This is a genomic window from Streptomyces sp. NPDC126497 (genome assembly GCF_040302425.1).
GTDB lineage: Bacteria > Actinomycetota > Actinomycetes > Streptomycetales > Streptomycetaceae > Streptomyces.
The window spans coordinates 19,336-27,966 of sequence record NZ_JBEORT010000089.1 but is presented as its reverse complement, the minus strand read 5'-3'; the positions used below and the strand labels follow the sequence as shown (position 1 = coordinate 27,966).

General features: G+C 75.3%; 9 protein-coding genes. 4 read left to right on the top strand and 5 right to left on the bottom strand.

Annotated elements, in window-relative coordinates:
- The 3 genes from ABTY20_RS27980 to rfaE2 form a co-directional block, all read left to right on the top strand.
- Positions 1 to 436 (top strand): glycosyltransferase (locus ABTY20_RS27980; RefSeq protein WP_351999832.1); only part of this gene is annotated, 436 nt, incomplete at its 5' end.
- Positions 437 to 510: 74 nt separating this feature from the next.
- Positions 511 to 1,137, top strand: a complete 627-nt coding sequence (locus ABTY20_RS27975; protein ID WP_351999831.1) for a D-sedoheptulose-7-phosphate isomerase — start codon at positions 511 to 513, stop codon at positions 1,135 to 1,137.
- A complete protein-coding gene (rfaE2, locus tag ABTY20_RS27970) occupies positions 1,134 to 2,558 on the top strand; it encodes a D-glycero-beta-D-manno-heptose 1-phosphate adenylyltransferase (RefSeq protein ID WP_351999830.1) in 1,425 nt (474 codons plus the stop codon). Before ABTY20_RS27975 ends, rfaE2 begins: the two co-directional genes overlap by 4 nt.
- A 98-nt stretch (positions 2,559 to 2,656) precedes the next feature.
- On the opposite strand, the gene ABTY20_RS27965 is transcribed toward rfaE2, so the two are convergent.
- The 4 genes from ABTY20_RS27965 to ABTY20_RS27950 all read right to left on the bottom strand — a co-directional run bounded on the left by ABTY20_RS27965 (position 2,657) and on the right by ABTY20_RS27950 (position 5,837).
- Positions 2,657 to 3,874: an MFS transporter gene (locus tag ABTY20_RS27965; protein ID WP_351999834.1), complete on the bottom strand. Its 1,218-nt coding sequence runs from the start codon at positions 3,872 to 3,874 to the stop codon at positions 2,657 to 2,659.
- Between the two features lie 380 nt (positions 3,875 to 4,254).
- Entirely contained in the window at positions 4,255 to 4,818 is a 564-nt protein-coding gene (locus ABTY20_RS27960) for a hemerythrin domain-containing protein (protein WP_351999829.1), read from the bottom strand.
- A gap of 90 nt (positions 4,819 to 4,908) precedes the next feature.
- Positions 4,909 to 5,442, bottom strand: coding sequence for a DoxX family protein (locus ABTY20_RS27955; protein ID WP_351999828.1), 534 nt, complete (start codon positions 5,440 to 5,442; stop codon positions 4,909 to 4,911).
- A gap of 71 nt (positions 5,443 to 5,513) precedes the next feature.
- Positions 5,514 to 5,837, bottom strand: a complete 324-nt coding sequence (locus ABTY20_RS27950; RefSeq protein ID WP_351999827.1) for a hypothetical protein — start codon at positions 5,835 to 5,837, stop codon at positions 5,514 to 5,516.
- A 155-nt stretch (positions 5,838 to 5,992) separates the two neighbouring features.
- Between ABTY20_RS27950 and ABTY20_RS27945 the strand changes: the two genes are divergently transcribed.
- Positions 5,993 to 6,880 carry a fructosamine kinase family protein gene (locus ABTY20_RS27945; protein WP_351999826.1) on the top strand — a complete coding sequence of 296 codons (888 nt, stop codon included), beginning with the start codon at positions 5,993 to 5,995 and terminating at the stop codon, positions 6,878 to 6,880.
- On the opposite strand, the gene ABTY20_RS27940 is transcribed toward ABTY20_RS27945, so the two are convergent.
- Positions 6,877 to 8,535, bottom strand: coding sequence for a catalase (locus ABTY20_RS27940; protein ID WP_351999825.1), 1,659 nt, complete (start codon positions 8,533 to 8,535; stop codon positions 6,877 to 6,879). The two genes, ABTY20_RS27945 and ABTY20_RS27940, sit on opposite strands and share 4 nt — an antisense overlap.
- Positions 8,536 to 8,631: the final 96 nt, after the last annotated feature.

Here is an 8,631-nt window from a genome sequence, read left to right as displayed (position 1 = left end):
CCGGCTGCGCGGCGTCGCGCGGGACGCCGGGGTCGCCGACCGGGTCCGGTTCACCGGCGGGGCGGACGCCGGGCGGGTGCCGGCGCTGCTGCGCTCCGCCGACGTGGTGCTGTGCCCCGCCGACTACGAGCCCTTCGGGATCGTCCCGCTGGAGGCCATGGCCTGCGGCCGTCCGGTGGTGGCCAGCGCGGTCGGCGGTCAGCTCGACACGGTCGCCGACCCCGGCACCGGCCGGCTGGTGCCGCCCGGCGATCCCGGGGCACTGGCCCGGGCCGTGGCCGGCCTGCTCGCCGATCCGGCGGCCCGTCGGGCGTGCGGGGCGGCCGGCCGCCGCCGGGTGCTCAGCCGCTACGGCTGGGCGCGGATCGCCGCGGCCACCGAGGAGGCGTACTGCGAGGTCCTCGACCCCGAGCCCGCCGCGACCGGGGCCGGCTGACCCGCCGGCACCCGACCCTGGAAGGAGGTGCGGGTCCCACTGCCGTCCCCCCGAGGCGGTGCGCCCGGAACACCATGACCGAACACCCCGCGCTCGACGCCGCCCGGTCGCACTGCCGGTCGCTCCAGGAGGCCCTCGACGGCTTCCACCGGGACGGCCTGCCCCGGATCGCCGACTGGGGCGGCCGCCTCGCCGCCGTGCTGACCGGCGGCGGGCGGCTGCTGGCCGCCGGCAACGGCGGCAGTGCCGCCCAGGCCCAGCACCTGACCGCCGAGCTGGTCGGCCGCTACCGCCGGGAGCGGCGCGCCTATTCGGCGCTCGCCCTGCACGCGGAGACCTCCAGCGTCACCGCCATCGGCAACGACTACGGCTTCGACCACGTGTACGCCCGTCAGGTGACCGCCCACGGGCGGCCCGGCGACGTGCTGATGCTGCTGTCCACCTCGGGACGCAGCGCCAATCTGATCGCGGCGGCGGTGACCGCCCGGCGGGCCGGACTGCGGGTCTGGGCGCTCACCGGGACCGGCCCGAACCCCCTGGCGGAGGCCGCGGACGAGGCGCTGTGCGTGACGGCCGGCAGCGCCGCGACCGTCCAGGAGACGCACCTGGTCGCCGTCCATCTGCTCTGCGAGTGTTTCGACGCCGCCGTGGCCGCGCCCCTCGCGCGCAGTGCGGCGGCCGTCCCCGGGAGGATGTCATGACCGGTCCGAAGCCGCTGGTGGTGGTGGGGGACGTCCTGCTCGACGAGGACATCGAGGGGGTCGCGACCCGGCTGGCCCCGGACGCGCCCGCCCCGGTCGTCGACGTCACCGCCGACCGCCGGCATCCGGGCGGGGCCGGGCTGGCCGCCGCGCTCGCCGCCCGCGACGGCCGGGACGTGGTGCTGGTGACCGCGCTCGGCGACGATCCGGACAGCGAGGCCGTGCGCCGGGAGCTCGGCGACCGGGTCCGGCTCCTCGAGCTGCCGCTGCACGGCACCCTGCCGGTGAAGACGCGGGTGCTGGCGGGCGGGAGGCCCGTGGTGCGCATCGACCGGGGCGGCGGGACGCCGGGCGAGCCGGACGACGCGGTGCGCGAGGCGCTCGCGGGCGCGCACGCCGTCCTCGTCGCGGACTACGGGCGGCACACCGCCGGGGCCGTGCGCCCCCAGCTGGAGGACGCGGCCCGGCACACGCCGCTGGTGTGGGACCCGCACCCCAAGGGCGACCCCCCGGTACCGGGGGCGCGCCTGGTCACGCCCAACGCGGCGGAGGCGGTCGCCCTGTGCGCGGGTGCGCCCGGGGACGCGGGGGCGTCCGGGGCGTCGTTGGGGGCCTTCGCGGAGCGCGGGGCGGAGCTGGCGGAGCGCTGGCGTGCGGCGGGTGTCGCCGTGACGCTCGGGGACCGCGGGGTGCTGCTGACCCGGCCGGGCGGGGGGACGCCGATGCTGATCCCGGCGCCGTTCCGGGCGGAGGGGGATCCGTGCGGCGCGGGCGACTGCTTCGCGGCGACGACAGTCGCGGCGCTGGCCGACGGGCTGCTCCCGGAGGAGGCGCTGCAGCGGGCGGTCGCCGAGGCCGCGGCGTTCGTCGCGGCGGGCGGGGCGGGGAATCCGGACCTGTGGCGCGCGCCGGCCGTGCCCGGGCCCGCGCGGGATCCGGCCGCCGACGCGTTCGAGCTGGCGGAGCGGGTGCGGGCGCGCGGGGGGACGGTGGTCGCCACCGGCGGCTGCTTCGACCTGGTGCACGCGGGTCACATCGGGCTGCTGGAGAGTGCCCGGCGGGTCGGCGACTGTCTGATCGTGTGCCTGAACTCCGACGCGTCGGTCACGCGCCGGAAGGGGGCGGGGCGGCCGCTGACGCCGGTGGCGGACCGGGCGCGGGTGCTGGCGGCGCTGGGGAGCGTGGACGCGGTGGTGGTGTTCGAGGAGGACACGCCGGAGGCCGTGCTGGGGCGGTTGCGGCCCGACGTGTGGGTGAAGGGCGGGGACTACTCCGTGCAGGAGCTGCCGGAGGCGGAGGTGCTGCGGGCGTGGGGCGGGCAGGCGGTGGTGCTGCCGTATCTGGACGGGCGGTCCACGACCGCGCTGGCCCGGCGGGCGGCCCGGGCGGCGGCGGTGGCTCTGCGGGCGTCGGACGGGTGAGCGGAAGGGGTGGGGCGGGACGGTCTTCCGCCCCACCCCCCCGCCGCCCCTTTCCGTCCCGTCCCCGGGGGCTGCGTCCCCGGACGGGCCGGTCCCGCTCACGCCGCTGTTTCCAGGGCCTCGGGGCGGAGGACGGCCGGAATCCGGGTGCGGCGGGTGTGGAGGAGGTGGCCGGTCGCGATCGACGCGGCGATGACCAGACCGCCGGCGATCAGGGCGCCGCGCGGGCCGGCCAGCTCCATGAGGAGGCCCAGGGCGGGCGGGCCGCCCAGGCTCCACACGGTGCCGACGCTGCCCCAGACGCCGAGCACGCGACCGCGCAGATGGGCGGGCGGATCGGTCTGCAGGACGGCCGTCCCGGCGGTGTCGGAGACGGACTCGACGACGGCCATGGGCAGGACCAGCACCAGCAGCACCGCCAGCGACGGTGACATCCCCGCCACCACCTGCAGCAGCGCGCCCGTCGCCGCGAGGGCGCCGACCAGCCGCACGGACGGCCTGCGCAGCCGCGCGCCGAGCACCGCGCCGAGGATGCCACCGACCGCGAGGACGGTGGACACCGTGCCGAACGCCCCGGCGCCGCCCGCGAGCGGCCCGGTGACCAGGACGGCCAGCGTGAGCCCGTAGTTGCGGCCGAAGACCGCGCTGACGCCGGTGACCCCGGCGAGCGCGAGCAGCCGGGGCCGGCGGACGAAGAAGGCGAGTCCCTCACGGACGGTCATGGCGCTCCGCGGGCGCGCGCCCTTCTCGACGACCTGCCGGACCGCTCCCGCCGCCGGACGCAGGAACGGAATGACCGCGGTCACGAACAGGAAGGAGAAGCCGTTGGCGAAGTAGGCGGCGGCCGTGCCGAGGAACCCGACGGTCACGCCGGCGAGCGCGGCGCCCGCGAGCCGGCCCGCGTTGAACACCAGCGCGCCCACACCGATGGCGGAGGGCACGTCCTCGGCGGGGACGAGGTCGTTGCCCAGCAGGGCACAGGCCGGGTTGTCGACGGTGGCGACGACGCCGGTGACGGCGGCCAGCACCATCAGGGACGTCATGTCGAGCCGGCCGAGCGCCACCAGGGTGGCCGTGGTGAACGCGATCAGGGCCAGCAGCGCCTGGCTGACGGCGGCCGTCGGCTTCCGGGGCCAGCGGTCGACCGCCGCGCCGCCGAGGACGCTCATGAGCAGGGCCGGGGCGGCCTGCACGGACATGGACAGACCCGTGGCGGCGGCGGATCCGGTGATCTGCAGGACCAGCAGGTTCTGCACCGTGAGCTGCATCCACGTGCCGGCGTTCGACACGAAGTTCGCGACGGACCACCAGCGCATGCTGCGGTGCCGCAGGGAGCGCCAGGGCGAGCGGGATCCGGGCTGGGCGGGGGCGGGCGGGGAAGACACAGGGGCGCCACTCGGAAGGACGAGTCGGAGGACTCAACGAAGGGGTGCGGGAAGCGGAACGCCGGCTGCGCTGCGCGGCGGCTCCCGTCACCCGGACAGGGCGCGGCCCATCGTGGCAGAAGGGACGGCCGAGTCATTTCCGAGCGACCGGGGATCACGGGGGTGCGGGCGTCAAGGGGACGGTGCGGGCGGGGACTTGGGGCGCGAGTGTGGTTGCTCACAACGACCGGGGACGGACGGGGGCGGGGGCGGGCCCGGCGTCGGACCGCCGGGCCCGCCCCCGCCCCGCATGCCCCTTGCGCGCCCCCGCGTCAGTCGAGCTTCCCGCGTCCGCTCAGCGCGTCCCGGACCCGGTCCACCATCCCGGCGCCCGGCGCCAGCAGCTTGTTCGCCGGGGGCTTGTCCGGGGCGGCCGGGTGCGGTCGGGTGGGGGCCGTCTTCTTCGCCTGCCGGATCTTGTCACCGAGCCGGTCCAGCGCCTCCGGTGAGCAGGAGGCGCGCAGCATCGGGAACAGGTTCTGCTCCTCGTCGGCGACGTGCTCGCGGATCTCGCTCATCAGCATGCCGATGAGCCGGTCGAACTCGGGGTCGCCCGCGTCGAGGCCCTCGAGGTCCTTCATCGTCCGCTCGGCCGTGGCGTGGTCCTCGAGCTCGCGGTCGGCCAGCGCGTCCCCGTTCTCCACGTGCTCCCGCACGGCCGGGTAGAGGTAGGCCTCCTCGGCCACCGAGTGCCGGATCAGCTCGATGGTGGCCTGGTCGGCGTACACCTTGCGGTCCTTGTGGCCCGGCGGCAGTTCCTCGATCTTGCCGAAGAGTTCCTCGACCTCCCGGTGATCGGTCACCAGTTCGTCGATGACGTTGCCTCCGTGTCCCATGTCCTTCACCTCCGGTTCGTGGTGGCACCCGGCCGGGTCCACCCGCCCACGGGTCCCCCGGCCGCCGGGGAGCTAACGCGGTCCGGCCCGTCAGCGGGGCAGCTTGGACCGGACCCGGCCGGCCGCCGCGGCGGGTTTGGCCCCGGCGCGGAAGGACCGGCGCGCGAGACGGGCGTCGCGCCGCAGGTCCTGCGCGGCGTGCCGGCTCCGCCAGAGCAGCGAGGGGGCGGCTCCGGTGTCGTCGGCGGCGATCAGCAGACCGCCGAGCATGGACAGGTTCTTCAGGAAGTGGATGCGCTGCTGCATGCGCTGCTCGGGGTCCTCCTCCTCCCAGAAGCGGTGGGCGGCCAGCGTCGTGGGCACGAGCGTGACGGCGACGGCGAGCGCGGCCGGGCGGGACAGGCGTCCGGTGGCCAGCAGCAGACCGCCCACGACCTGGACGGCGCCGCTGAGGCGCACGGCGTCCTCGGTGCGGTCCGGCAGCACCGCGACGCGGTCGGTGACGGGCTTGACGACGGACTCGGCGACCGGGGCGACGTTCTGGGGGTTGCGGACCGAATCCAGCCCGCCCGCGACGAACATCGACGCCAGCATCGGCCGGCCGAGGACGCGCAACAGACTCATGCCTTCTCCTGGGAGTGAGGGTGGTGGGGTGCGCCGGGTTCCCCGCCGGGCGGGGGCCATTCGGCGCACCCTCACCAGAAGCGGGTGGTGAGCGCGGGCTGATGGACGGCGTGGACGGCGTCGCGCAGGCGCAGGGCGACGCCGATGACGGCGCGCAGGGCCGAGGGACGGACGGTCTGGGCGGTCTCCGCGGCCAGGACCAGCAGGCAGCCCGCCGCCTGTTCCACCACGGACACCGGGAGGGTGCAGTCGCCGTCGGCGGCCGCGCGGAACGCCTTCAGCGGGGTTCCGGCCCCGTCGACGGTGCGCCTGGCCGCCTGCTCCAGATGCTGTGCGGCCTGCTCGCACAGCGCGGCGGGCAGGGTGAGGGTGCGCTGGAACGATGAACTCGTCATGCTCCGAGTGCTCCCCCGGCGCGGTTTCCTTCGATCGGCGGCCACCGGGATTTCACCGTCCCGCGTGACCGGCCGGCGGTGCACGCGGACCGCCGCGGGGCCCGTACCCTGGGCGCGACCGCTCGTCCGCGCGCCCGCAGGTGAGGAGCCCGCCCATGAGTCCGTTCCCCGGCCCGCCGGACCGCGACGGTGACGGGCCGGGGGCCGTGGCGGCCCGGTTCACCGGGCGGAGGGCGGCCGGGGTGCGCACGCTGTCCGGTTCGCTCGCCGAGGTCGTCCTCGACGACGGCCGGGTGGTGGTCGTCAAGAGCGCCGACGGCGCGGGGGCCGTGCGCGCCGAGGCGGCGGGGCTGCGCTGGCTGGCCGGGGCCGGGGCGGTGCGGGTGCCGGCGGTGCACGGTCACGACGCGCGCCGGCTGGTCGTCGACCGGGTGGCGCAGGGCCCGCCCGGACGGGACGCGGCGCTGCGCTTCGGCCGGGAGCTGGCCGCGCTGCACGCCGCCGGCGCGCCGGCCTTCGGGGCACCGCCGCCCGGCGGCCCGGTGGAGGCGTTCATCGGGCTCGCCCCGATGCGCAACGTCACCGGCGACGACTGGCCCGGCTGGTACGCCGAGCACCGGGTCCTGCCGTATCTGCGCCGGGCGGTCGACGACGGCGCCGTCACCACCGGGGAGGCGGGTGTCGTCGAGCGGGTCTGCGAGCGGCTGCCGGAACTCGCCGGGCCCGCCGAGCCGCCCGCGCGGCTGCACGGCGACCTGTGGAACGGCAATGTGCTCTGGGGCGCCGACGGACACGTCCGGCTGATCGACCCGGCCGCCCACGGCGGGCACCGGGAGACCGACCTCGCGATGCTCGCCCTGTTCGGCTGCCCCCATCTGGACGCGGTGCTGGACGGCTACCGGGAGGTGGCACCGCTCGCCGACGGGTGGCGCACGCGCGTCGGCGTGCACCAGCTGTTCCCCCTGCTGGTGCACGCCGTGCTGTTCGGACGCGGTTACGCCGGGCGGGTGCTCGCGGCGGCGCGGTCGGCGGACCGCTCCTAGCGGGTCACCACGTGCCGCTCGTCGGGGACGCAGTGGGTCATGGTGAGTCCCTCCACGTCACGGGGCGGGTTGTCGCCCAGGCTGGCCAGCCGCTTGCGGTCCTCCTCGGTGAGGTCCTGGCTCGCCAGGGGCTCCAGGTGGGCGACGTCCTCCGGCATGATCCCGAGGCCCTCGCCGACCCTGCGCCCGAGGTCGTTCTCGACCAGCAGGAAGTGCCACACCATGCGCTCCTGGACCGGCCGGTCGCACTGCGAGATCAGATCGACGAAGTTCTTCACCAGGTCGTCGCGCTCCCAGTCCTCCATGAGCAGGTAGCGCTGGCCGGCCTGCAGGTAGTCATTGGTGCGCTCGATGCGCTTGCGGGTGAGCCGGCCCCGGACCTCCGGGCCCTGCTCGTCGTGGGTCGGGTACTGGGCCTCCCTCAGGCCGCCGGTGATCGACGGCTCGTAGTTGACGTGCGGGTTCTCGCCCGCCCCGTCCTGGTGGTACGTCATCAGGCCGTCGCGCTGGTTGGTGCGCACCTCGGCGTTCTTGGCCTGGTTGACCGGCAGCTGCAGGTAGTTCGGGCCGACCCGGTAGCGCTGGGTGTCGCTGTAGGAGAAGGTCCGGCCGACGAGCATCTTGTCGTCGGAGAAGTCCAGGCCGTCGACGAGGACGCCGGTGCCGAAGGAGATCTGCTCGTTCTCGGCGAAGAAGTTGTCCGGCATCCGGTCCAGCACCATGCGGCCGACCGGCTTCGGCGGGAAGTCCTGCTCGGGCCAGGTCTTGGTGTCGTCCAGCGGGTCGAAGTCCAGCTCCGGGTGCTCGTGGTCGTCCATCATCTGGACGAGCAGCTCCCACTCGGGGTACTCGCCGCGCTCCACCGCCTCGTAGAGGTCCTTGGTGGCGTGGCCGAGGGAGCCGGCCTGGACGTTCGACGCGTCCTCGACGGTCATGCTGCGCACGCCCTGCTTGGGCATCCAGTGGTACTTGACCAGCTTGGTCCCGCCCTCGGCGTTCACCCACTTGTAGGTGTTCACGCCGAAGCCCTGCATGTGGCGGTAGTCCGCCGGGATGCCGCGCGGGCTGAACAGGTTGACCAGCATGTGCATGCACTCCGGCGTCTGCGACATGAAGTCGAAGATGCGGCGCGGCTGCTGCTCGAAGGTGACCGGGTCGGGCTTGAGGGCGTGGATGACGTCGGGGAACTTGATGGCGTCCCGGATGAAGAAGACGCCCAGGTTGTTGCCGACGAGGTCCCAGTTGCCGTCCTCGGTGTAGAACTTCACCGCGAAGCCGCGGGGGTCGCGGGCGGCCTCGGAGGAGTCGCGCCCGCCGATCACGGTGGAGAAGCGGACGGCCACGTCCGTGCGCTTGCCCTCCTCCTGGAAGAGCTTGGCCCGCGTGTAGCGGGAGATCGGCTCGTCGCCCCACTTCCCGTACGCCTCGAAGTAGCCGTACGCGGTGACGCCGCGGGCGTGCACCACGCGCTCGGGGATGCGTTCCCGGTCGAAGTGGCTGATCTTCTCCAGGAACTGGTAGTTCTCCAGCGTGGCCGGTCCGCGGGAGCCGACGGTGCGCTGGTTCTGGTTGTCGTAGACCGGATGGCCCTGCCGGTTGGTGAGTACCTTGCGGTCGTCGCCCGGAGCGGGTCCCCGGCTCGAAACGTCCGTCATGATCGTGGGCTCCTTGCGCTGCTCGTGGCCGGTGACGGGCCGGAACACGACCGCTTCCGGCCGCCGGCCGGTCCTGGCGGGCAGCCCGGGTACCCG

Excerpts from the sequence above, each read along its gene's own strand:
- ABTY20_RS27975 (WP_351999831.1), top strand. The coding sequence starts at position 511 with ATGACCGAACACCCCGCGCTCGACGCCGCCCGGTCGCACTGCCGGTCG.
- rfaE2 (WP_351999830.1), top strand. The coding sequence starts at position 1,134 with ATGACCGGTCCGAAGCCGCTGGTGGTGGTGGGGGACGTCCTGCTCGAC.
- ABTY20_RS27965 (WP_351999834.1), bottom strand. The coding sequence starts at position 3,874 with ATGCGCTGGTGGTCCGTCGCGAACTTCGTGTCGAACGCCGGCACGTGG.
- ABTY20_RS27960 (WP_351999829.1), bottom strand. The coding sequence starts at position 4,818 with ATGGGACACGGAGGCAACGTCATCGACGAACTGGTGACCGATCACCGG.
- ABTY20_RS27955 (WP_351999828.1), bottom strand. The coding sequence starts at position 5,442 with ATGAGTCTGTTGCGCGTCCTCGGCCGGCCGATGCTGGCGTCGATGTTC.
- ABTY20_RS27950 (WP_351999827.1), bottom strand. The coding sequence starts at position 5,837 with ATGACGAGTTCATCGTTCCAGCGCACCCTCACCCTGCCCGCCGCGCTG.
- ABTY20_RS27945 (WP_351999826.1), top strand. The coding sequence starts at position 5,993 with ATGAGTCCGTTCCCCGGCCCGCCGGACCGCGACGGTGACGGGCCGGGG.
- ABTY20_RS27940 (WP_351999825.1), bottom strand. The coding sequence starts at position 8,535 with ATGACGGACGTTTCGAGCCGGGGACCCGCTCCGGGCGACGACCGCAAG.